The following is a 23,243-nucleotide window of genomic DNA, read 5'->3' as shown; positions in this document are numbered from 1 at the left end:
CCATGAAATCGCCGATCTGCGACATGCTGGGCATCGAGTTCCCGCTGCTCGCCTTCAGCCATTGCCGCGACGTCGTTGCCGCCGTCAGCCGCGCCGGCGGTTTCGGCGTTCTGGGCGCAACCGTGCACACGCCCGATACGCTCGAGCGCGAGCTGAAATGGATCGACGATCACGTCGACGGCAAGCCCTATGGCATCGACGTGCTGATCCCCGAGAACATCTCGACATCGGGCGAGAAGGACGTCACCTGGAAGAGCCTTGAAGCGCGCGTGCCGCAGGAGCACCGCAAATACACGCGCGATCTCCTGAAGAAATACGATATCGAGCTGACGACGACCGAGGTTGCCGACAATCAGCCGCAACCGTTCGACGCCGAGACCGCGCTGGAGCTTCTCAAAGTCTCCTTCAATCATCCGATCCGGCTGATCGCGAATGCGCTCGGCGTGCCGCCGAAGGCCATGATCGAGATGGGCAAGAAGCACGGCGTCCCGGTCGCCGCCCTCGTCGGCGCCAAGGAGCACGCGCTGCGCCAGGTCGCAGCCGGCGTCGATATTCTTGTGGTGCAAGGCACCGAGGCCGGCGGCCATTGCGGCGAGGTCTCGACCATGGTGCTGGTGCCGGAGGTGATCAAGGCGATCAAGCCGATCCGCGACGTGCCGGTGCTTGCGGCCGGCGGCATCATGACGGGACGGCAGATGGCGGCCTGCATGGCGATGGGGGCGGCCGGCGCCTGGACCGGCTCGGTGTGGCTTGCGACCGTCGAGTCCGAGACCTCCGAGATCTTTCGCGAGAAGATGATCGCGGCGTCGTCGCGCGATGCGATCCGCTCCAAGGGTCGCACCGGCAAGCCGGCGCGGCAGCTCCGCTCGGTCTGGACCGATGCCTGGGATCGCGCGCCGGAAAGTCCGGGCGCACTGCCGATGCCACTGCAAAGCATCGTCAGCCGCGACGCCTTCAACTCGATCGACCGTGCAGCCGCCGCCGGCAACGCCAGGGCGCGCGATCTCGTCAGCTATTTCGTCGGCCAGGGCGTCGGCCTGATCGACAGCGTGAAGTCGGCCGGCGCCGTGGTGCAGGAGTTCAAGGAAGAGTTTGCCGAGGCCGTCGAGCACATGAATGCGCTGGTGGCGGAGTAAGTGCTCGTGGCCCATTCTTCGAGGCTCCGCCAACGGCGTGCCCAAGATCTGAAAACGTGAAGCAAGAAGAAATGACCAAGACCTCCATCCCCGAAGACCGCATCCCCGTCATCGTCGGCATCGGCGAGATCGTCGACCGCCCGAAGGAAATCACCGCCGGCCTCGAGCCGCTCGATCTGCTCGAACAAGCCCTGCGGCGAGCCGAGCATGACGCCGGCGCGAAGCTGCTGGGCGAAGTGCAGTCGCTCGATGTCGTCAACTTCCTGAGCTGGCGCTATCGCGATCCCGAGAAGCTGTTGGCACAGCGGCTCGGCGTTACACCAGCGCATTGCTATTATGGCCCGGTCGGCGGCGAGAGCCCGATCCGTTTCATCCACGAGGCTGCCAAGCGCATTGCACGCGGCGAATGCACGGTCGCTGCGGTCTGCGGCGCCGAGGCGCAATCGACCGCGACCAAGGCCGAGCGCGCCGGCGCAAAGCTGCCATGGACAGCATTTGCTCATGATGTCGAGGAGCCCAAGCGCGGCGCGGCGTTCCAGAAGCCGCTCGCGGTGAAGCTCAGCGTGTTCCGCCCGGTTACGGTTTATCCGTTCTATGAAGCCGCCTCCTCCGCGCGTTGGGGCCAGACGCCGCGCGAGGCCATGGCGGAATCCGGCACGTTGTGGTCGCGCTATTCGGAAGCCGCCGCGCAAAATCCAAACGCCTGGCTGAAGCGGCGCTATGCGCCGGAGGAGATCACGACGCCGACCGCGGACAACCGGCTCATCGCCTGGCCCTACAACAAGCTGATGGTGGCCAACCCCAGCGTCAACATGGGTGGCGCGCTGCTGCTCACCAGCCTCGCCAAGGCGCGTGCGGCCGGCATCGCAGAGGACAAGCTGGTCTACCCGCTCGGCGGCGCATCGGCCGAGGAGCCGCGCGATTATCTTCTGCGCGACCAGTTCTACGAGAGCCATCCGCAGAATGCGGTCCTGAAGGCCGCGATGGAGATCGCCGGCGGTGACAGCAGGAAGTTCGACGCGATCGAGCTCTACAGCTGCTTCCCCTGCGTGCCCAAGATGGCTCGGCGAACGCTGGGCCTTGGCGCCGACGTGCAGCCCACCGTGAATGGCGGCCTCACCTTCTTCGGCGCGCCGCTCAACACCTACATGACGCACGCGGCGTGCGCGATGGTGCGACGTGTGCGCGGCGGTGACAAGCTCGGCCTGCTCTATGGCCAGGGCGGTTTCGTCACCAAGCATCATGCGCTGGTCGTCTCAAAGGCGCCACCGCGCGAGGCACTGGCGCAGGAGACCAGCGTGCAGAGCGAAGCCGACCGCAACAAGCGTGCGGTGCCGGAGTTCGTCGATCAGGCCAGCGGCAAGGGTAAGGTGGAGAGCTTCACAGTGCTCTACGGTCGCGGCGGCGATGTCGAACATGGCGTGGTGATGCTGCGCACCGATGATGACCGGCGCACGCTGGCACGGATTCCGGCGAGCGATAGCTCGACGCTGGCGCGCCTCCTCGACATGAACCGCACGCCTGTGGGATCGCTCGGCGAGATCACAATGGCCGCTGATGGCACGCCGGAGTGGCGGGTGGCGTGATCTTGCAGGGTGGGCAAAGCGAAGCATGCCCACCATCTCGCTCAATCGAGGACAAAACGTGGGCAAGGCGCTAGGGCGCCTTTGCCCACCCTACGAGACCGTGCCTCAACCCTTCGGCGCCTGCTTCTCCGAAGCAGTCGCCGGCTTGCCACCGCCACCGACCACGCGCACCTGGTCGCCGTCGGACAGGCCGTCCGGTGGGGCGGTGATGACGCGATCATCGGGCGCGATGCCCGAGGCGAGCTCGATCTCGCGACCGAGGTCGCGGGCGATGGTCACGGTCTTGAACTGCACCTTGTCATCCGCACCGACCGTTGCGATGCGCAGGCCGCTGCCGTTGAAGATCAGCGCGCTGGCGGGAATGCTCAGCGGCGCGGAATCGCGCTGCAGGCTCAGCTTTACGCTGGCATAGCCGCCGGGCATCAGCTCGCCGCTGGAATTGTCGAGGCCAAGCTGCATGCGCGTGGTGCCTGAAGCAACGTCCACAGCCTGCGACGAGGCCTCCACCGTGGCCTGGAAGGTCCGGTTCGGATATTCAGGCAGCGAGATGGTGGCCTTGGCGCCGATCTTGATCGACGGCACGTAATTCTGGGGCACGTTGACGTAAACGCGCAGCTTGGTGATGTCGGAGACCACGAACATCGCCGGCCCCGAGCCGCCGCCCGCATTGATCAGCGCACCGACGTCAGTGTCACGCGAGGTCACCACACCGTCGAACGGCACCGTGATCTTCTTGTAGCCGGCCAGCGCTTCGAGCCGCTCGACATTGGCCTGGCCGGACTTGACGGCGGCGTTCTTGTTGGAGAGATCGGCGGTACGCTCGTCGATCTCCTGCGCGGAGACGAAGTTGGAGGCGACCAGTGTCTTGCGCCGGTTCAGGGTTGCCTCCGACAGCCTGGCGCTGGCCTGTTGGCTGGCGAGATCGGCACGGGCCTGCAAGAGCTGCTGGTCGAGGTCGGGCGCCTCGATCTCGGCAATCACCTGCCCTGCCTTGACGCGGGCGCCGATGTCGGCGCTCCAGCTTTTGAGATAGCCGGAGACACGGGCGAAGATCGGGGCGCGATAATAGGCCTCGAGCCGACCCGGCAGGTCGATCGTGGAATTGAGCGCCTTGGAGTTGGGCAGCGCTACCGCGACGCTGGGAATGGCCTGGTCGTCGGTCCATTCCTTCAGCTTAGAGCCCTGGTCCTCGCGGGCCCGGATGCCGGTGCCGACCACGAGGCCTGCCGCAATCAGCGCCACCACGCTGAAAATGCCCAGTTTCCGGTGCGATACCGGGGAGCGGGGTTCAGTGGGCGACATGCGGAGTCTCCAGGGGGGCGGCGGCTTTGGCGCCTTGCTTCTTGTGTACCATACTGAACACCACGGGAACAAACATCAGCGTGGCGAAAGTTGCAAAGATCAGGCCGCCGATCACGGCGCGGCCAAGCGGCGCATTCTGCTCGCCGCCCTCGCCGAGCCCGAGGGCCATTGGCGCCATGCCGATGATCATGGCGAGTGCGGTCATCAGCACCGGCCGGAACCGAACGAACCCGGCTTCCAGCGCGGCCGCGATGGGGTCGCCGAGCTCTTCATAGCGCTCGCGGGCGAAGGAGATCACCAGCACGCTGTTTGCGGTGGCAACACCCATGCACATGATGGCGCCCGTCAGCGCCGGGACCGACAGCGTGGTCTGGGTCGTGAACAGCATCCAGACGATCCCGGCAAGCGCGGCCGGCAGCGCCGTGATGATCACGAACGGATCGGACCACGACTGGAAGTTCACGACGATCAGGAAGTAGATCAGCACAACGGCGCCGAGCAGGCCGAACAGCAGGCCCGTGAAAGCACTGTTCATGGTCTGCACCTGGCCGAGCAGCACCACGGACGACCCCTTCGGCACCTCCTTGGCGGTGTCGGCGATGACCTGGCGGATGTCATTGGAGACGGCGCCGAGATCGCGGCCCGAGGTCGTCGCAAAAATCTGCACCATCGATTGGATATCGTATTGCGACACCACCGCGCTCGAGACCGAGCGCTTGATGTCGGCAATGCCGCCAAGGATTGGTGATTGCGAGGCGCCAGCCGCGGTAATCGGCAGCGTCTGGAGCGCGCTAAGCGAATCGATCTGATATTGCGGCGTCTGCATCACGATCGAATAGGACACGCCGTTCTCAGGATTGAGAAAGTAGGTCGGCGCCACCTGCGAGGAGCCGGCGAGATTGACCACGAGGCTGTTGGTGACGTCGCGCTCGGTCAGGCCGACATATTGCGCGCGGGTGCGATCGACATCGATGTTGAACGTCGGCAGGTTCGGCGATTGCTGGATGCGCGCATCGGCAACGCCGGGAATCTTGCGAACCTTTGCCAGCAGGCTGTTGGCGTAAGCAAAATTGGCGCTGAGATTGGCGCCGCGGATTTGCAGATCTATCGGTGCGGGCGCACCGAAATTCAGGATCTGGCTGACGATGTCGGCAGGCAGGAAGGCGAAGCTGACGCCCGGGAACAGCCGGGGTAACTGCTCGCGCAGTACCTTCACGTGCTCCTCGGTCGGCTTGTGGCCTTCCTTCAGCTTGATCTGGATGTCGCCGTCCTGCGGACCGATCACGCCGGTGTTGTTGTAGGTCATGTTGATGCCGGAGATCGGCATGCCGATGTTGTCGGTCATGGTCTCGATCTCACCCGGGATCAGCTTGCGGATCGCCTTCTGCACGTCGGCGAGGTGGTTGGCGTTCTCCTCGACGCGGGTGCCGACCTGGGTGCGCACATGCATCAGGATGTTGCCGGCATCGACCGCGGGGAAGAAATTGCGGCCCAGGAACGGCACCAGCGCGAAGGACGCCCCGACCACGCAAAGGAAGCACGCGACGAACACCATGCGATGCGCCATCGCAAGGCCCAGGAGGTCGTGATAGCCACCGCGAATGCGATCGAACCGCTTCTCGAAACCGCGCTGGAACCAGACGAAGGGATTGCGCGACTTCGGCGGTTCGCCCTCGTGATGGACATGCGCATGCAGCAGATAGTTCGCCATGGTCGGCACCAGCGTGCGCGACAGGATGAACGACCAGATCATCGCGAACATCACCGCTTCCGCCATCGGCACGAACAGGAAGCGCGCAACACCGTTGAGGAAGAACATCGGCACGAACACGATGCAGATACAGAGCAGCGAGACGAACGCAGGCGTCACGATCTGGTTGGCACCGTCGAGGATCGATTGCTCGACCGGCTTGCCCTGCTCGAGATGGTAGTTGATGTTCTCGATGGTCACCGTGGCGTCGTCGACGAGAATGCCGACGGCAAGTGCGAGACCGCCGAGCGTCATGATGTTGAGCGTCTCGCCGATCGCCGACAGCATGATGATCGCGCCGAGCACCGACAGCGGGATCGAGACCGCGATGATGACGGTCGAACGCCAGCTGCCGAGGAACAAGAGGATCATGACGCTGGTGAGCAGCGCCGCGATCACGCCTTCGAAGGCGACGCCCTCGATCGCACCGCGGACGAACACCGACTGGTCGCCGATGAAGCCGATCTTCAGCGCATCCGGCAGCTGATCCTTGACGTCGATCACCTTCTGCTTGATGCCGGCGATGATATCCAGCGTCGAGGTCGCGCCCGCTTTCAGCACCATCATCAGCACCGAGCGATTGCCGTCGACGTGGACGATGTTGGTCTGTGGCGGATTGCCGTCGCGCACAGTGGCGACGTCGCGGACATAGACCATCGCGCCGTTGACGGTCTTGATCGGCAGGTTGCCGAGCTCATCGATCTTGAGCGGCGAGTTGTTGAGCTGGATGCTGTACTCGAACGTGCCGATCTTCTGGGTGCCGACCGGCGTGATCAGGTTCTGGGCCGCGAGCGCATTGGCGACGTCCTGGCCTGATAGCCCCCGGGCCTGGAGCGCGGTCGGATCGAGATCGATCTGGATCTGGCGCTGCTTGCCGCCGAACGGATACGGGATCGCGGCGCCCGGCACGGTGACGAGCGGGGTCCGGAGCTGGTTGATGCCGATGTCGGCGAGGTTCTGCTCGGTCAGGCCTTCGCCCGACAGCGCCACCTGGATGATCGGCACGGTCGAGGCGGAGTAGTTCAGGATGAGCGGCGGCGTCGCGCCCGGCGGCATCTGCTTGATCAGCGTCTGCGAGATCGCCGTGACCTGCGCATTGGCGGTGCGGATATCGACGTTGGGCTGGAAGAAGATCTTGATGATGCCAACGCCGTTATAGGAATTGGCGGTGATGTGCTCGATGTCGTTGACGGTCGTCGTCAGCGCCCGCTGGAACGGCGTGGTGATGCGGCCGGACATCTGGTCGGGCGGCAGGCCGGTGTATTGCCAGACCACGCCGATCACGGGGATGCGGATGTCCGGAAAGATGTCGGTCGGCGTCCGCAGCGCCGCCAGCGGTCCGATGATCAGAAGCAGGAGCGCCAGCACGACAAACGTGTAGGGCCGGCTCAGGGCAATACGGACCAGAGCAATCATTCGTCAGGCAATTCCAAAAAGGGGACAGGGAACACGCCCCCACGGTTTCCCTGCGCTGATTTACCCGAACACCGCAGAAATGGCCAATGGCAGCGCGTCACGCGCGGTCACTTCCCTGCTATTGCCCAGCGAAATCGCATTTCAGATATGCAGCCTCGGCCCGAAAGATGACGGAAACGCCCTTCAGTCACGTAAAAACGGCGCCCGGGGGCGCCGTTTCAGAACTTCCATTGGTCCTTGGGCTTACGCCGCACGGACGTTGGTCAGGAACTTGCCGACCTCATTCTTCAGCCGGCTCGAATCGTTGGACAGCATCTGCGCCGCCGAAAGCACCTGCGAGGAGGCCGTGCCGGTCTCGGTCGCGCCACGCTGCACATCGGTGATGTTGGAAGAGACCTGCTGGGTGCCCTGGGCCGCCTGCTGCACGTTGCGGGCGATTTCCTGGGTCGCAGCGCCCTGCTCTTCCACCGCGGCCGCGATGGCCGAGGAGATTTCCGAGAGCCGCTCGATGGTCGAGGAGATTTCCTTGATCGCGCCGACCGAGTCGTTGGTCGCCGCCTGGATGCCGGAGATCTGCTGGCCGATCTCGCCCGTCGCCTTGGCAGTCTGCTCGGCGAGCGCCTTCACCTCGGAGGCGACCACCGCGAAGCCTCGGCCGGCTTCACCGGCGCGCGCCGCCTCGATGGTTGCATTGAGGGCCAAGAGGTTGGTCTGGCCGGCAATGGTGTTGATCAGCTCGACGACGTCGCCGATGCGGGACGCCGCCTTTGACAGCTCGCTGACGCGATCGGTGGTGGCGCGGGCCTGGCCGACGGCGTCGCCCGCCATCCGCGCCGATTCCTGCACCTGGCGGCTGATCTCGCCGACGGACGAGGCCATCTCTTCGGTCGCCGAAGCCACCGACTGCACGTTGGTGGAAGCTTCTTCCGAAGCCGCGGCAACCGTGGTCGCCATCCGCTGCGAACGGTCGGCGCTCGAGGTCAGCGTCGAGGCGGAGGCCTCGAGCTGGGTCGAGGCCGACGACACGGTCTGGACGATCTCGCCGATCATGGTCTCGAAGTCGCGGGTGATGTTGTCGACGCGGCGGCCGCGCTCGATCTTGGCCTCGGCATCGGCCGCAGCGGCCTCGTCGGCGGCCTTCTTGGCGATCAACGCCTCCTTGAAGACCTGAAGCACGTCAGCCATGGATCCAATCTCGGTCTTCTCGCCGCGATGCGGGACTTGAGCGGAAAGATCACCGCGACCCAGCGCCTGCATCGGCGCGATGATCGAATTGATGCCGCTGGAGACGTCCTGGACGAGGTAGAAGCTGACGCCGATGCCGGCGATGACGGCGGCACCAAGGATGATCGCGACCAGCATGAAGGCGTAATAGAAGGTGCTGGATGCGTCCTCAGAGGCCCGATCGCCGCCCTTGTTGTTCAGTTCGATGTCCTTGGCCAGAATGGCGTCGGCCTCAAGGCCGATCTTGTTGACCGTCTTGGAGTTCAGCTCGTGCGCATCGTGCGGGATCTTGCCCGCATCCCGGCGCGACAATGCCATGACCTCCTGGGTGCCCTTCTTGTAATCTTCCCATGCCTTGGACCATTGGCCGTAGAGAGCCTTCTCTTCAGGCAAGGTGATCATGCTCTCGTAGGTCTTGCGAAACCTGGTGTTCGCCTCAACCACCGTTGCCAGGATCTTCTCGGCCGCGAGCTTTTCATCCAGCGTCTCCGCCAGCATGTGCTCCCGGATGACATTGCGGTAAGTGATGACGCCGGCGCGCAGATCGCCGATCACGCGCACGCTCGGCATCCAGTTCGTGGTGATATCGACCGTGTTGGCATTGATGGCCCGCATCTTCATGACGGCGAGCAAGCCCATGCCGGCCATGGCGACCAGCAGGAACGCCACGACACTGATGATCTTGGCACGGATGGAGATGGTGGCGAGCATAAGCGGGTCTCTTTGCGTTGGCGCGGCGGCGCATCCTGGAATTGCGGATCAACCAAAAGCAGCGGCGCCGACACCCAACAACAAAGCGACTGAGCAGTTGTTATCTACGACTCCGTACGGGGTACGGAACCTCAAAGAAATGAATGAGGGACTAAGGATGCTCTGCGCTCAGTGCATGAGCCTCATCGCATCCGAGAAAAACTCAGGGCCGCCGAAGTTGCCGGACTTCAGCGCGAGCAGCATCTCACCTGCCGCAGCCCCCACCGCGCGCAGAACCGGAACGCCCGAAGCGATCTCTGTCCCCACGAGGAATCCGGGAATCTTCAACCGATCGACGACCGCGCCGGACGTCTCACCGCCCGCGACGATCAGTCGCCGCACGCCTGATTTCACGAGATTTTCGGCGATGTCGGCCATCGTCTGCTCGATCGCATGCCCTGCGGCGTCGCGGCCGTGCCGCGCCTGAAGTGCGGCGACGTCAGCAGGCGTCGCGCTCGACGCAATCAGCACTGGTCCCTGGGCCAATCGTTGTCCCGCCCAGTCCAGCGCACGCTGCGTTTCATTTGCCCCCGTAAGAATACGGTCGGTATCGAGATGAAGCACCGGCATGACGCGCTCGGCATTGGCGATCTGCTGCAAGGTGGCCTGCGAGCAGCTGCCGGCGAGGCACGCCACCGGTCCGCCAACAGCGGCCCCCTGGTCGCTGCTGGCCGCGGCCGACTTGACCTTGCCGGTCGACACCAGCGCGCGGGCGAGCCCAAGGCCGATGCCGGAGGCGCCGACGGACAGCCTGTGTTCCGCGGCGACAAGACCGATGGTCTCGAGGTCGCGGTCGAACACGGCGTCGACGATCGCGGCCCCGACGCCCTTGCCCGAGAGTTCGGCAAGCCGGGCCCGTACGGCCTCCGCCCCGCGCGTCAACGTCGCGAGATCGACGAGCCCGATCTGCGTCCTGCTCTGGCGCGCCAGCACGCGCACCAGGTTGGAATCGTGCATCGGGTTGAGCGGGTGGTCCTTGAGCGGGCTCTCGTTCAGCGGCACGGCGCCGACGAACAGATTGCCCTGATAGACAGTGCGGCCGGTCTCCGGGAAAGCGGGCGTCACCAACACGACGCCCTCGGCGCGCAGCGCGTCCATCACCGGACCGATGTTGCCTGAAGCGGTGGAATCGAAGGTCGAGCAGATCTTGAACAGCACATGGCCCGCGCCGCGAGCACGCAGCCATCTCTCTGCCTCGCGCGAGCGCGACACGGCAAGCCCCGCCTCGATCGAACGGCTCTTCAGCGACACCACGACGGCGTCGACCTCGGGCAATGCGAGGTCGGAGGCCGGCACCCCGATGGTCTGTACGGTGCGCAGGCCCGCGCGGGTCAGCGTGTTGGCGAGATCGGAGGCGCCGGTGTAGTCGTCGGCAATGCAGCCCAATGCGAGGGTCACGGCTTCACTCCCGCATAGGGCTTGAACCAGGCGAGGCCGTCAGTGGTCTTGCCACGCGGATTGTATTCGCAGCCGACGAAGCCGGCATAGCCGAGGCGGTCGAGTTCATCGAACAGGAACGGATAGTTCAGCTCCTCGCCGTCAGGCTCGTTGCGCGAGGGAATGCTGGCGATCTGGATGTGGCCGATGATCGGCATCATCTCGCGCAGCCGCATGGTGACGTCACCATGGATGATCCCGCAGTGATAGATATCGAACTGGAGCTTCACGTTCGGAAGCCGCAACTCCTGGATCAGGTCGCGCGCGAAGCCGAAATCATTGAGGAAGTAGCCGGGCACGTTGCGCGCGTTGATCGGCTCGAGCACGATGTCGATGCCATGCGCTGCGAAGAATTCGGCGGCCCACGCCACCGATTTGTAGAAGGCCTCGATCGCAACGCGCTCGCCGCGATTGGCGATGCCGGCCATCAAATGCAACCGCTTGACGCCGGTGGCCTTGGCGTAAGGCAGCGCCGTTTCCAGGCTCGCCTTGAGATCATTGAACCGCGCCGGCAACGCGGCAAAGCCCTTCTCGCCGGCGTTCCAGTCACCCGGCGGCAGGTTGAACAATGCCTGCGTCAGGCCGTTGCGCTTGAGGCGCTCGCCGACCGCTTCGACCGCGTGGTCGTAAGGGAAGAGAAATTCGACAGCGGTGAATCCAGCTTGAGCGGCGGCATCGAAGCGGTCGAGGAACGGCACCTCGGTGAACATCATCGAGAGGTTGGCGGCGAAACGGGGCATTGCAGATCCTCTTCTTACTTGTCGCCGGGAAGCTTGACGCCGGTGATCTGCGCATACATCCGCGCGACCGAGGCGTCGTCGTCACGCCCCATGCCTGATGCCGACGTCATCAGGAACATCTGGAGGGCCGCGGCGGAGACCGGCACCGGGAATCTGGCGGTACGTGCCATGTCCTGGATGATGCCGAGATCCTTCACAAATATCTCGACCGCGCTACGCGGCGTGTAATCGCCGTCGAGCACATGCGGCATGCGGTTCTCGAACATCCAGGAATTGCCGGCGGAGGCCGTGATAACCTCATAGACCTTGCGGATGTCGAGGCCCTGCTTGGCCGCGAACGCCATCGCTTCGCTCGCGGCAGCGATATGCACGCCGGCCAGCAGTTGGTTGATCATCTTGAACGCAGCGCCCTGCCCCGCGGCATCACCGAGTTCGTAGAGCTTTGCCGCCATGGCATCGAGCGCCGGGCGCGCCTTGGCGAAGGCCGCAGCGCTGCCGGACGCGAGGATCGTCAACTCGCCTTGCGCGGCGCGCTGTGCGCCGCCGGAGATCGGTGCATCCAGGTAATGCCGGCCGGTCGCTTCCAGCTGTTTTGCCAGGCGCCGGGCCACGTCGGGATCCATCGTGGCGGACGAGATGAAGACGCTGTCTTTCGGCAGGGCCTCGGCGACGCCATCCTTGCCGAACAGGATCGCTTCAGTCTGGGCGGCGTTGACGACGACGCTGACGACGATGTCGGCGCCCTTGGCCGCCTCGGCCGGCGTTGTCGCGCCAGCGCCGCCGTCCTTGACGAAACGCGCGACCGCATCGGCAGAAACATCGCAGCCGGTCACGGTGTGCCCGGCGCGCTTCAGCGAAGTCGCCATCCCGTATCCCATCGAGCCGAGCCCGATGACCGCGATGCGCTGGTTTTGTGACGTGGAGGCGGACATGCAACTAACCCTTGCGAACGTTTCCCGGCAGACCGGCCTTTGCGGCGGCTCGTAACCTCGAATAACACGCCTTGGCCGCGCTGCCAAAGCGTGAGACAAGCAGGCATGACGGCCATGAGCGACGAGACAAGGCTGCGCGAGGATATCTGCCGGTTCGGACGGTCCCTGTTCGAGCGCGGACTGACGCCTGGCTCTTCAGGCAATATCAGCGTCCGGCTGGATGGCGGCGGCTGGCTGGTGACGCCGACCAACGCCTCGCTTGGCTTCCTCGATCCCTCAAAGCTGTCGCGGCTGGACGAGCAAGGTCGCCTGGTCTCCGGCGATGCGCCGACAAAGGAAGTTCCACTGCACACTGCGCTCTATGACACGCGCGGAAGTGCGCGCGCGATCGTGCATTTGCATTCAACCCATTCGGTCGCGCTCTCGATGCTGCCCGAGATCGACCCGCGCGCCGCGCTGCCGCCGATGACGGCTTATTACCTCATGAAATGCGGCGCCACCGCGCTCGTGCCCTATTACCGCCCCGGCGATCCAGCAGTCGCGGATGCGATCAAGGGGCTGGCCGGGAAATATTCATCGGTGCTGCTCGCCAATCACGGCCCAGTCGTCGCCGGCGACACGCTGGAAGCGGCCGTATTCGCGACGGAGGAGCTGGAGGAGACGGCTAAGCTGTATCTCCTGCTGCGAGGGTTGAACCCGCGGCATCTGTCGCCCGAGCAGGTGGCTGATCTCGTGAAGGTGTTTGGGCTGACGCTGCCGGAGCATGGGCACGAGCATTAGCGCCCGGCTCCCTCCTCGTCATGGCGAGCGCAGCGAAGCAATCCAGAGTCTCTCCGCGGAGAAATTCTGGATTGCTTCGTCGCAAGGGCTCCTCGCAATGACGCTGAAACCTATAGCCCCAGATACGCCTTCCGCACGTCCGGATTGCCCCTGATCTCCGCGGCCGGGCCCTGCATCAGCACGCGGCCGGTTTGCAGGATGTAGGCGCGATCGGCGATCTCCAGGCACTCGGCCATGCGCTGCTCGACGATCAGCACGGTCATGCCGGAATCACGGATGAGCTTCACCGCCTGGAAAATCTCGTCGACGAGCTTGGGCATGATGCCTTGCGAAGGCTCGTCCAGCATCAAGAGCCGCGGGCGCGTCATCAGCGCGCGGCCGATGGCGAGCATCTGCTGCTCGCCGCCGGAGAGCGTCTCGGCGCGCTGCTCGAGCCGTTCGGACAGACGCGGAAACAGCTTGAAGACCAGATCGAGCGGTTCTTCGCGATCCGCCCCGCCGCGATAGAGATAGCTGCCGAGGCGCAGATTGTCCCGCACCGACAGGCGTGGGAACAGGCGGCGATTCTCCGGTACATAGGCGATGCCGGCCGCCGTGATGTGATGCTGAGCCATGCCGTTGAGCCGCTTGCCGTCGAAGGTCACGGTGCCCGAGCGTGGACGCTCCGCACCGGCGATCGACTTCAGCAACGTCGACTTGCCGGCACCGTTGGCACCGGCGACACAGACGATCTCGCCCTTGGTGACCTCGATGCTGATCGCGGAGATCGCGACCAGGCCCTGATAGGCGGTCGTGACTTCATGCACCGACAGCATGACGATCTCCCAGATATGCCTTGATCACCTTGGGATCGCGGACGACGTCGGCGGGCTTGCCCTCGACCAGCACCTTGCCGAGGTCGAGCACGATGGCGCGATCGACCAGCGGCATCACGATCTCCATGACATGTTCGACCATCAGCACCGTGATGCCGGCATCGCGCACCTTGCGCACCAGCGCCACGCCGGTCTGCGCCTCGGTCGGCGTGAGGCCGGTGAGGACTTCGTCGAGCAGCAGCAGCTTTGGTTCGGTCGCGAGCGCACGGGCGACCTCGAGACGGCGCTTTTCGGCCGGCACGAGATCGCTGGCGAGCACGTCGGCGCGCGCCGCAAGGCCGGTGAACTCCAGGACCTCGTGCGCCTTCCGGCGGGCTTCGCGCATCACGGTGTTGCGCACGAGCGCACCGACGATGACATTGTCGATCACGGTCATGGTCTCGAAGCTCTTGACCACCTGGAAGGTGCGACCAACGCCACGCTGGCAGCGCTCGGCTGCCGGCAGCCTCGTGACGTCCTCGCCATCGAACCAGATCGAACCTTGCGTCGGCGGCAAGACGCCGGCGATGAGATTGAACAGTGTCGACTTGCCGGCGCCGTTGGGGCCGATCAGGCCGACGATCTCGCCGCGACCAACCGAGATCGACACGTCGCTGTTGGCGACGAGGCCGCCGAACCGCTGCCAGACGCTTCGGGTTTCAAGGAGCGCGGTCATCGCGTGGCCCCCTTTGCCTGATTCTTGGCTTTCGAACGGGAGAACAGGCTCACCAGACCTTGCGGCAGTGCCAGCGAGATCGCCACGATCAGCGCGCCATAGACGATGAGATCGACGCCTCGACCGGAGCCGCCGATATAGGAGCGCGTCAGCTCCGTCATCGGGATCAGGATGGCCGCCCCTAACACCGGTCCCCAGAGGGTGCCGATGCCGCCGAGCACGGCAGGCAGCGCCATCAGCAGCGAGAACTGGAAGCCCATGACGCTTTCGGGGTCGATATAAGCGAGAAACTGCGCATAAAAGGCGCCGCCGACGGCCACGAGGAAAGCAGAGACGGCGGCCGCGCCCATCTTGGAATTGAACACGACCACACCGAGGCTTTCAGCCGCTTCCGGATTGTCCTTCACCGCGCGCCACCAGAAGCCCCATTTAGAATCCTCCAGCCACCAGGTGACGAACCAGGCGAGGCTGCACAGCGCCAGCGCGAAATAGAAGTACGGCAGCTTGCTGCGCAGGAACTGGAACTTCACCCAGCTGTCGCCGCGCACCGGAATGGTGATCCCCATCGCGGCTCCGGCCCATTCCCAGTTCTGGAACAGCAGCAGCCCGATCTCGGCGATGACGATGGTCGCGATCACGAAGTAATGGCCGCGCAGCCGGAAGAAGGGGTAGCCGAGCCCCATCGCGATCGCAGCCGCGATCATGCCGCCGGCGAGCATGCCAAACCAGGGCAACACGCCGAACTTGGTGAACAGCAGCTCGGTGGTGTAGGCGCCGATGCCGAAATAGAGCGCATGCCCGAGCGAGATCTGCCCGCAATAGCCGGACAGGATGTTCCAGCTCTGCGACAGCGCCGCATACATCAGGGTCAGGATCAGGATGTTCTGGACGTAGACGTCCTTGACGAACAGCGGCGCGAGCGCGGCCAGTGCGACCAGGACCGCGGCGATGATGAGGTCGCGGCGGCGCCGCGCGGCGAAATTCTTGTCCATCATATCGACCCGAACAGGCCACGCGGCCGGATGAAGACGACGAGCAAGTACACCGCATAGATGCCGACCGACTTCAGCGAGGGTGGCAGCATCAGGGCAGTCATCGCCTCGACCAGGCCGACAACGATGCCACCGGCAAAGGCGCCGAACACGCTGCCGAAGCCACCGAGCGCGACGGTCACGTAGGCGATCAGCGCAAAGGACGCGCCGACATCCGGATAGATGTAGAAGAAGCTTGCCATGATCGCTCCGGCGAGGCCGACGAGCGCGGCGCCGAGCCCCCAACCGAGCGCGAACACGCGATTCTTGTCGATGCCGACCAGCGCGACCGCGCCGGGATCCTCACGGGTGGCCTCCAGGGCGCGACCGAAATCGGTGCGGTTGATGAAGAAGTAGAGTCCGGCAAAGGCCAGGATCGAGACCAGCGCGCCCATCAGCTGCGGCTCTGGCAGGAAGATGCCGGCGATCGAGATCGTCTTGCCGCCGAGCCAGGAATGCGGAACGCTGCGATAGTCCGGCGTGAAAAAGAACTGCGCCAGCCCGCGCATCACGATGGCAAGGCCGAAAGTGGTGAAGATCTGCACCATGCCGGCATTGGCCTTGGCCCGCATGGCGAAACGTACGATCAATAGATAGACCACCGCCCCGAACACGAACAGCGCGGCGGCGACCAGCGGCGCCGATAGCAAGGGATCGATGGCGAAGAAGGTGAACAGAAAGAAGGACACGTACATCGCGATCATCAGGAACTCGCCATGGGCGAAGTTCACGACGTCCATCAGGCCGAAAATCAGCGCAAGGCCGACCGCGATCAGTCCGTAGAGCAGGCCCATGAGCAGGCCGCTCGCGAGACTTTGGATAATGGCTTGGGCTGTCACCTCTAGTCCCCCGTTCGAAACGTCACGACAGGCTTCGTCATTGCGAGCGAAGCGAAGCAATCCAGAAATGTCTCCATGGAAGCAGTCTGGATTGCTTCGTCGCTTCGCTTCTCGCAATGACGGTGTGGGAGCAGCTTGACGGTACTGCGCCCCACAGCGCCTTGGTCCCCAACCGGATCGCTTACTTCATCGGCCAGGTCGCCTCCGCAATCGCGGCTTGCGGCGGGAAAATGGTGACGAACTTGCCGCCGACATATTGCAGCAACACCGGATTTGCGTCGTTGTTCTGGCCCATCTCGTCGAACTTCACGCGCTTCCACGGCATGATGGTCTGCTCGCCCGGGATGTCGGTCGCAGCCAGTGCATCGCGGATCTTCTCGCCATCGGCCGACTTGGCGCGGTTGATGGCGTCCGCGAGGATGATCAGGCCCATGAACTGGCGCGAGGTGAGATCGTTCAGATCCTTGCCCGACTTCGCCTTGAACATGTCGTTGACCTTGCCGACCATCGGACGCTTCTGTGCAAGATCGAGCGAGAAGGTGCCGCGCGAGATCACGCCTTCGAGCTTGTCGCCGACGGCGTCATAGAGCGCCTTCTCGGAGAAGCCCGCGTCCTGCGCCACGATCGCGTTGGGCTTGTAGCCGAGCTCGGCCATGGTCTTGACCAGCAGGATGCCGTCGGTGGTGTAGCTCGAGGGCATCAGCACGTCGGCGTTGGCGGTCTTGAGCTGCTGCACCTCGGCCGAGAGCGAGGGCGAATTGGCGCGATACTTGATGTCGGAGACGATCTTGTAGCCGCGCTCGCCGGCGATCTTTGACTGGGCGTTGCCGGAATCGGTGCCGAAGATCGTGTCCTCGTGGAACAGCGACAGCGTCTCGATCTTGGTGCCCTTCTTCTTCATGGCGTCGAAGAAGTCGAACATCGCGGCCGAATACATTTCGTCATGCGGGGCGGCACGGAAGTAATATTTGAGGCCGCGGCGATGCAGGCTCGGCGAGGAGTTGTCGGCGGAGACGAACGGGATCTGGTAGCGTTCGCAGATCTGGCTGACGGTGACCGCGACCGCGCTCTGATAGGTGCCGATGATGGCGCAGACCTTCTCCTGCGTGATCAGGCGCTCGGCTTCTGCACGGCCCTTCTGCGGATCGGCCTGGTGGTCGGCGAACACGAGGCGCACCTTGGCGCCACCGAGGCCCGGCAGGCCCTCGCCCTTCGCCAGCGGCAGATCGAAATCGCTGTCCTTGTTGATGACCTCGAGCGCGGTCTCATAGGCCTTCTGCGCATCGACGCCCTGCTGCGCGCTGCCGCCGGAGAACGGGTAGATCACGCCGATCACGACTTCGGAAGCCTGGGCACGAGCAGCGAGCGGCACCAGCGCAGCAGTGGCGGTAGCACCGAGCAGAACGTCGCGGCGAGAGATCGTCATGGCAGAGTCCCCTGTTACTGATTTTTTGTGTGTATCGAATGAGGCGATTGGTCGAGAGCGTAAAGCCTGAAGAAGCAGCAAATGCTGCTCACTAGATCACGGCCATATTCCTGTTCTTCAGATCTGTCACCAGCATCAGGCCGGGCGAATGCGTGATTGCGAATGGTACCTTTGCAGCATTGATCACCGATTGCGGCGTCACGCCGCAGGCCCAGAATACCGGAATCTCGTCATCTGCGACAGATACGGGATCTCCATAGTCGGGCCTGGCGATGTCCTTGATGCCAATCAGATGCGGATGGCCGAGATGCACGGGTGCACCGTGCACGGCGGGATAGCGCGAGGTGATCTGCACCGCGCGGATCGCATCCGCCGGCTTGAATGGACGCATCGAGACGACCATCGGCCCCGCGAACGGACCTGACGCGCCGCAGGCGATGTTGGTGCGGTACATCGGCACGCGCACATTCTCTTCAATGTGACGGATGGGCATACCCTCGTCGAGCAACGCCTCCTCGAAGGAGAATGAGCAGCCGAGCACGAAGGTAACGAGGTCGTCGCGCCAGTGCTTTTTCACGTCGGTCGGCTCGTCGACGACCTCGCCGTCGCGCCAGACGCGATAGCGCGGCACGTCGGTGCGGATATCGAGATCGGCGCCAAGCGCGGGGATGTGCGGGCTGCCGACGTCGGACATGCCGATGATCGGGCAAGGTTTCGGATTGAGCTGGCAGAAGCGATGGAAGGCGCCGGCGTATTCCGCCGGCAGGATCGCCAGATTGCCTTGGACGAAGCCGGGGGCAACGCCCGCGGTCGAACCGACTTGGCCGCCGCGATAGGCAAGCCTCGCCTGACGACTCGGGAGCGTGTCGGGCGTTTCAGCTTGCTGCACTGCCACCAAAACAGTCATTTGATCGACCTGCCTATGAACTCGACAAGCCTAGCCAACATCAAGCATACTATAAAGTCTAATCGTCCTTTCTAATCGATATCGATAAAACTATTTTATCGATCGGGAAAATCCTTCCAATGCTGGACTTCAGGTCGATCGAAACCTTCCTTTGGGTCGTGAAGCTTGGGAGCTTCCGAGGCGCCGCGGCCCGTCTGAATACGACCCAGCCGGCGATCTCCCAGCGCATTGCCCAGCTCGAGCGCGAGATGGGTGTGAAGCTCCTGAACCGCGATCATCGTTTCGCCTCGCCCACCCCGAGCGGTCGGCAAATGATGGTCTATGCCGAGAAGCTGATCGGCCTCCGCGCCGCGATGATGGCCGAGATCGGCGATCGTTCGGCGATGCGCGGCGTGATGCGGCTCGGTGTCGCCGAGACCATCGTGCACACCTGGCTGCCCCGGCTGGTGAAGAGCGTCAACGAGATCTACCCGAACCTGTCGCTGGAGATCGAGGTCGACATCACGCCGAACCTTACCGCGCGACTGCTCGCACAGGAGATCGAGCTGGCTTTCGTGGTCGGGCCGCTGTCGGCCTCGGGCGTGCACAACCGCATGCTCGCCGACTATCCGATCGGCTTTCTCGCCAGCCCATCACTCGGGCTCGGCCATGGCCCGGTAACGCCCGCCGATCTCGCGCGGTTTCCGATCATCACCTTCCCGCGCAAAACCAAGCCCTACGAGGTCGTGCGCGAGGTATTCGATCGGCCCGAACTCCCCCCAATCCGTCTCCACGCATCGGCTTCGCTCGCGACCGTCATCCACATGGCGGTCGAAGGCCTCGGCATCGCCGTGATCCCCGACGCCATCGTCGAGAACGAGCTCGCCGACGGCCGGCTGCAATTGCTCGATACCGATCTGGAGATCGCGCCGCTGACGTTCACGGCAAGCTGGCTCGCCTCGCCTGACGTCGTCGCGGTGCAGCGCGTGGCCGAGCTTGCATGTCAGATTGCGCAGAGCAGCCTCGCGGTTGACGCGCCCGTGCTGGCGCGTCATTGAAAAAGGCGCCGGATAAGATGAGAGACTAAACGCATGAGCCGAGCCGCAACCAACCTGCAAATCGATTCCGCCCGTCTCTGGGGCGCCATCCACGAGACCGCGCAATTCGGCGCGACGGCCAAAGGCGGTGTGCGGCGGCTGACCCTGAGTAGCGAAGACAAGCAGGTTCGTGACTGGTTCCGGAAGGCCTGCGAGGACGCCGGCCTCGAAGTGCATACCGATGCGCTCGGCTCGCAGTTCGGCCTGCGCAAGGGCCGCGACATGTCGAAGCTGCCCGTTGGTATCGGCTCTCATCTCGATACCCAGCCGACTGGCGGCAAGTATGACGGCATTCTGGGCACGCTCGGCGCGCTCGAGGTGATCCGGACGCTGAACGACGCCGGTATCGAGACCGAAGCGCCGATCTGCGTCGTCAACTGGACCAACGAGGAAGGCTCGCGCTTTGCGCCGGCAATGATGGCCTCTGCGGCTTATGTCGGCGATTTCACCACCGACGACATTCTCTCGCGCAAGGATATCGAGGGCACGACGGTTGGCCAGGCGCTCGACAGCATCGGCTATCGCGGCGACAAGCCGGTCGGTTTCCAGAAGCTCGGCTGCTTCGTCGAGCTGCATATCGAGCAGGGCCCGATCCTGGAGGCGGAAGGCAAGACCATCGGAGTGGTCGATTCCGGCCAGGGTGTGCTCTGGTACGATGGCAGGATTTCCGGGTTCGAGAGTCATGCGGGCTCGACACCGATGCCGCTGCGGCGCGATGCGCTGGCGACGCTTTCCGAGATCGTGCTGGCGATGGAGGCGATCGCCAGCAAGCATGGACCGAAGGCGGTCGGCACCATCGGCGAGGCCGTGATCGCAAATCCCTCACGCAACGTCATTCCCGGCGAGATCGCCTTCACCATGGACTGCCGCAGCGCCGATGGCACCATCATGGATGCGCTCGACCGCGACCTGCGCGCCGCCATCGCCGAGATCGCGGCCCGTCGCAAGGTCGAGGTCAATATCGATCTCGTCTGGCGCAAGCCGCCGACGCATTTCGATCCCAAGCTGATCTCAGCCGTCGAGAACGCGGCGAAGACACTCGGCTATTCCTCCCGCCGCATCACCTCCGGCGCCGGCCACGATGCCTGCAACCTCAACACGGTCATTCCCGCAGCGATGGTGTTCGTGCCGTGCAAGGACGGCATCAGCCACAACGAGCTGGAAGATGCCACGCAGGGCGACTGCGCCGCGGGCACCAATGTGCTGATGCATACCGTGCTGGCGATCGCCGGCGTCGCGTCCTGATCGGAGACAGACATGCGCGGAGTTTTCGTCGACGCCAATGAAGCGCTTGCCGTGATCATGGAGCGGCTGGAAAGGCCTGGCGATCCCAAGGTGCGGATCCACCGGGATCCCGATATCAGGCCGGAGCAATATCCCGAGATCCTCGACGGCGCCGAGATCGCGATCGTCGATCACACCGCACTGCCGACCGACGTTGCGAAGAAATGCAAAGGCCTGAAGCACGTCGTGTTTCTCGGCACGGGCGCGCGCAGCTACATGAACCCGGAGGAACTCGCCGAGCTCGGCATCTCCGTGCATCTGATCAAGGGCTATGGCGACACGGCCGTGGCAGAATCCGCGATCGCGCTGATGTGGGCTTCCGCGCGCGTCATCGCGATGATGGACCGCGAGATGCGCGCCGGTAACTGGCTGCGTGAGGACGGCATGCAGCTCACCGGCAAGACGCTCGGCCTGATCGGCTTCGGCGGAATCGCCGCCGAGGTCGCGCGCATTGCGGCCGGCAGCGGCATGAAGGTAATCGCCTGGAATCGCTCGCCGAAGACCCATCCCGGCGTCGAGTTCACCGATCTCGACACGTTGCTGGCGCGAAGCGACGTCGTGTCGCTGCACCTGCTGCTCAACGACGAAACGCGCGGCATGATCACACGCGAGACAATCGCAAAGATGAAACCGGGCGTCGTCTTCATCAACACGGCCCGCGGGGCCATCGTCGACGAGCAGGCGATGATCGATGCGCTGAAGTCCGGCCACATCCGCCATGCCGGCCTCGATGTCTTCAACATCGAGCCGCTGCCGGCGGACCATCCGCTGACCAGGATTCCGAACGTGACGCTGTCGGCGCATTCGGCGTTCCGGACACCGGAAGCGAGCGAGAACCTGATTGAAGCGGCATGGGTCCATTGCCGCCGGATCGTGAAAGGATAAGAGCAACAACAATGGCCGACTATCGCACCTTCAAGGCAGAGCCGCTCACCAACGCCATCCGCGCCATCGTCAAGGCCGGTGGTTCCACCGATCGCGAAGCGGAGCTCGTGTCCACCAATCTCGTCGAGGCCAACCTCAAGGGCCATGACTCCCACGGCGTCGGCATGATCCCGCGTTATGTCTCGAGCGTCGTTAACGGTGGCCTCGCCGTGAACGCACACGTCAAGACCGTGCTCGACACGGGTCCGCTTCTCACCCTCGACGGACTCACCGGCTACGGCCAGGTGATCGGCCATGAAGCGATGGAGCTGGCGGCCGAGCGCGCCAGGCAAAACGGCGTATGCCTCGTCGGCCTTTCCAACGCGCACCATATCGGCCGCATCGGCCACTGGGCCGAGCAGTGCATCGACCACGGGCTGGTCTCGATCCACTTCGTCAACGTGATCTCGCGCCCGATCGTGGCGCCCTGGGGCGGCAGCGATGCGCGCCACGGCACCAACCCGTTCTGCGTCGGTATCCCGCGCGCGGGCAAGGACCCGATCGTGCTCGACTTCGCCACCAGCAGGATCGCGCAGGGCAAGACCCGCGTCGCCCACAACAAGGGCGTCGAACTCGAGCCCGGCACCATCATCGACAATGAAGGCAAGCCCACCGTCAATCCGCGCTACACCGTGATCCCCCCGCACGGCGCCATCCTGCCGTTCGGCGAGCACAAGGGTTCGGGTCTCGCGCTGGTGTGCGAAATCCTCGGCGGCGCGCTCTCCGGTGGGCAGGTGGTCAAGGGCCCGTCCGACGGCAAGTACAACGTCCTCAACGGAATGCTCTCGATCGTCATTGATCCCCGCAAGCTCGGCACCGGCGAGAACCTCGCGCGCGAAGTCGAGAGCTTCGTCGCCTGGCACACCGGCTCGCCTCCCGCACCCGGCGTCGACAAGGTGAAGATCGCCGGCGAGCCCGAGCGCGAGACCAAGAAGACGCGTCTCGCCGAAGGCATTCCGGTCGACCCGACGACATGGCAGGAGATTATCGAGGCCGGGAAAAAGTTCGGGCTGGAGCAAACCGCGATCGAGAAGATCGCGAGCTGATTCAAGCACCACTGTCGTCCCGGACAAGCGAAGCGCAGATCCGGGACCCATAACCACAGGACGTGGTTTGGCGAAGACTCGCGGTCACCAGCGCGTACGAGAACCACTCCCTGGGGGGTATGGGTCC

General features: G+C 64.2%; 19 protein-coding genes. 7 read left to right on the top strand and 12 right to left on the bottom strand.

The genetic code is table 11. The features are described from left to right. The first annotated feature begins 2 nt into the window (after positions 1-2). A complete protein-coding gene (locus JQ631_RS03160) occupies positions 3-1,136 on the top strand; it encodes a nitronate monooxygenase (RefSeq protein ID WP_212323952.1) in 1,134 nt (377 codons plus the stop codon). A gap of 71 nt (positions 1,137-1,207) precedes the next feature. Further along, positions 1,208-2,722 carry an acetyl-CoA acetyltransferase gene (locus tag JQ631_RS03155; protein ID WP_212323951.1) on the top strand — a complete coding sequence of 505 codons (1,515 nt, stop codon included), beginning with the start codon at positions 1,208-1,210 and terminating at the stop codon, positions 2,720-2,722. A gap of 105 nt (positions 2,723-2,827) precedes the next feature. Here the strand turns inward: JQ631_RS03155 and JQ631_RS03150 are convergent, their stop codons facing one another. The 6 genes from JQ631_RS03150 to ltnD all read right to left on the bottom strand — a co-directional run bounded on the left by JQ631_RS03150 (position 2,828) and on the right by ltnD (position 12,273). After that, positions 2,828-4,024, bottom strand: a complete 1,197-nt coding sequence (locus JQ631_RS03150) for an efflux RND transporter periplasmic adaptor subunit (protein WP_212323950.1) — start codon at positions 4,022-4,024, stop codon at positions 2,828-2,830. Further along, a complete protein-coding gene (locus tag JQ631_RS03145; protein WP_212323949.1) occupies positions 4,011-7,190 on the bottom strand; it encodes an efflux RND transporter permease subunit in 3,180 nt (1,059 codons plus the stop codon). The genes JQ631_RS03150 and JQ631_RS03145 overlap by 14 nt, the downstream gene beginning before the upstream one ends. A gap of 243 nt (positions 7,191-7,433) precedes the next feature. Then, entirely contained in the window at positions 7,434-9,125 is a 1,692-nt protein-coding gene (locus tag JQ631_RS03140) for a methyl-accepting chemotaxis protein (RefSeq protein WP_212323948.1), read from the bottom strand. Positions 9,126-9,293: 168 nt separating this feature from the next. After that, positions 9,294-10,562: a 3-oxo-tetronate kinase gene (gene otnK / locus JQ631_RS03135; protein ID WP_212323947.1), complete on the bottom strand. Its 1,269-nt coding sequence runs from the start codon at positions 10,560-10,562 to the stop codon at positions 9,294-9,296. Next, positions 10,559-11,341, bottom strand: coding sequence for a 2-oxo-tetronate isomerase (gene otnI, locus JQ631_RS03130; protein ID WP_212323938.1), 783 nt, complete (start codon positions 11,339-11,341; stop codon positions 10,559-10,561). Before otnI ends, otnK begins: the two co-directional genes overlap by 4 nt. 14 nt (positions 11,342-11,355) lie before the next feature. After that, a complete protein-coding gene (ltnD, locus tag JQ631_RS03125) occupies positions 11,356-12,273 on the bottom strand; it encodes an L-threonate dehydrogenase (protein WP_212323936.1) in 918 nt (305 codons plus the stop codon). 105 nt (positions 12,274-12,378) lie between these two features. Here ltnD and otnC point away from each other — a divergent pair, with 105 nt between their 5' ends. Further along, positions 12,379-13,053 (top strand): 3-oxo-tetronate 4-phosphate decarboxylase, encoded by a 675-nt coding sequence (gene otnC / locus JQ631_RS03120; RefSeq protein WP_212323934.1) that lies wholly within the window; start codon positions 12,379-12,381, stop codon positions 13,051-13,053. Positions 13,054-13,163: 110 nt separating this feature from the next. On the opposite strand, the gene JQ631_RS03115 is transcribed toward otnC, so the two are convergent. From JQ631_RS03115 to JQ631_RS03090, 6 genes are all read right to left on the bottom strand, one after another. After that, the gene (locus tag JQ631_RS03115) at positions 13,164-13,868 is read right to left on the bottom strand and encodes an ABC transporter ATP-binding protein (protein ID WP_212323932.1); all 705 of its coding nucleotides are present in this window, start codon (positions 13,866-13,868) and stop codon (positions 13,164-13,166) included. Then, entirely contained in the window at positions 13,852-14,583 is a 732-nt protein-coding gene (locus JQ631_RS03110; RefSeq protein ID WP_212323930.1) for an ABC transporter ATP-binding protein, read from the bottom strand. Before JQ631_RS03110 ends, JQ631_RS03115 begins: the two co-directional genes overlap by 17 nt. Next, positions 14,580-15,575, bottom strand: coding sequence for a branched-chain amino acid ABC transporter permease (locus JQ631_RS03105; RefSeq protein ID WP_212328469.1), 996 nt, complete (start codon positions 15,573-15,575; stop codon positions 14,580-14,582). The genes JQ631_RS03110 and JQ631_RS03105 overlap by 4 nt, the downstream gene beginning before the upstream one ends. Further along, positions 15,575-16,453, bottom strand: a complete 879-nt coding sequence (locus JQ631_RS03100; protein ID WP_212323928.1) for a branched-chain amino acid ABC transporter permease — start codon at positions 16,451-16,453, stop codon at positions 15,575-15,577. Before JQ631_RS03100 ends, JQ631_RS03105 begins: the two co-directional genes overlap by 1 nt. A 181-nt stretch (positions 16,454-16,634) precedes the next feature. Further along, positions 16,635-17,879 (bottom strand): ABC transporter substrate-binding protein, encoded by a 1,245-nt coding sequence (locus JQ631_RS03095; RefSeq protein WP_212323927.1) that lies wholly within the window; start codon positions 17,877-17,879, stop codon positions 16,635-16,637. A 91-nt stretch (positions 17,880-17,970) separates the two neighbouring features. Then, positions 17,971-18,786, bottom strand: coding sequence for a putative hydro-lyase (locus tag JQ631_RS03090; protein ID WP_212323926.1), 816 nt, complete (start codon positions 18,784-18,786; stop codon positions 17,971-17,973). Positions 18,787-18,905: 119 nt separating this feature from the next. Here JQ631_RS03090 and JQ631_RS03085 point away from each other — a divergent pair, with 119 nt between their 5' ends. From JQ631_RS03085 to JQ631_RS03070, 4 genes are read left to right on the top strand one after another with little or no spacing between them, the layout of a single operon-like run. Continuing rightward, on the top strand, positions 18,906-19,823 hold the full coding sequence (locus JQ631_RS03085; protein WP_212323925.1) for a LysR family transcriptional regulator: 918 nt from the start codon (positions 18,906-18,908) through the stop codon (positions 19,821-19,823). Positions 19,824-19,856: 33 nt separating this feature from the next. Further along, positions 19,857-21,107 (top strand): Zn-dependent hydrolase, encoded by a 1,251-nt coding sequence (locus JQ631_RS03080; RefSeq protein WP_212323924.1) that lies wholly within the window; start codon positions 19,857-19,859, stop codon positions 21,105-21,107. A 12-nt stretch (positions 21,108-21,119) separates the two neighbouring features. Further along, on the top strand, positions 21,120-22,031 hold the full coding sequence (locus JQ631_RS03075) for an NAD(P)-dependent oxidoreductase (RefSeq protein ID WP_212323923.1): 912 nt from the start codon (positions 21,120-21,122) through the stop codon (positions 22,029-22,031). Positions 22,032-22,042: 11 nt separating this feature from the next. Further along, positions 22,043-23,116: a malate/lactate/ureidoglycolate dehydrogenase gene (locus tag JQ631_RS03070; protein ID WP_212323922.1), complete on the top strand. Its 1,074-nt coding sequence runs from the start codon at positions 22,043-22,045 to the stop codon at positions 23,114-23,116. Positions 23,117-23,243: the final 127 nt, after the last annotated feature.

Source organism: Bradyrhizobium manausense (assembly GCF_018131105.1).
Lineage (GTDB): Bacteria > Pseudomonadota > Alphaproteobacteria > Rhizobiales > Xanthobacteraceae > Bradyrhizobium > Bradyrhizobium manausense_B.
Note: the sequence above shows the minus strand (reverse complement) of the source record. Positions and strands in the feature narration are given on the sequence as shown.